The organism is Clostridium sp. AF32-12BH, from assembly GCF_003477935.1.
Classification (GTDB): domain Bacteria; phylum Bacillota; class Clostridia; order Lachnospirales; family Lachnospiraceae; genus Brotaphodocola.
In genome coordinates this window covers 1-701 of the sequence record NZ_QUEH01000051.1, presented here as the reverse complement: position 1 = coordinate 701, position 701 = coordinate 1, and the positions used below count along the sequence as shown (strand labels likewise).

General features: G+C 51.2%; 1 protein-coding gene. It reads left to right on the top strand.

The window, feature by feature from the left end:
• Positions 1-701 (top strand): recombinase family protein (locus DWZ40_RS19180; protein ID WP_182431795.1); only part of this gene is annotated, 701 nt, incomplete at both ends.

Below are 701 nucleotides of genomic sequence, written 5' to 3'. Positions count from 1 at the left end.
TGTATCAAGGACATGAGCCGCATGGGTCGTGACTATCTGAAAGTCGGTCAGATTATGGAAATCCTGCGTCAGCGTGGCGTTCGCCTTATCGCCATCAATGACGGCGTGGACAGTGCCAGAGGTGATGATGATTTTACCCCTTTCCGCAACATTATGAACGAGTATTACGCCAGAGATACCAGCCGTAAAATCCGTTCCACTTTCCAGTCCAAAGGCAAGTCCGGCAAGCACCTCACAGGCACGGTCATTTACGGCTATCTTTGGAACGAAGCAAGAGACCAATGGTTGGTTGACCCCGAAGCCGCCGAGGTGGTCAAGCGCATCTTTGCCATGACGATTGACGGCTACGGTCCGTATCAGATCGCCAGCAGGCTGAAAGAAGAAAAAGTCCTCATTCCGTCCGCTTACCTTGCCCAGCACGGCGAGGGCGTGAACAAAAACAAGACTTTCAAAGATGTGTACGGCTGGGGTTCTTCCACCATTTGCAACATTCTTGAAAAGCGTGAGTATCTGGGACATACCATCAACTTCAAGACCCGAAAGCACTTCAAGGACAAGAAAAGCCATTATGTCCCGGAGGACGAATGGACAATTTTCGAGAATACCCATGAGCCTATCATTGACCAGCAGACCTTTGACCTTGTGCAGAAAATCCGTGGGAATGTCAGACGCTACCCGGACGGCTGGGGCGAAGCAGCTCC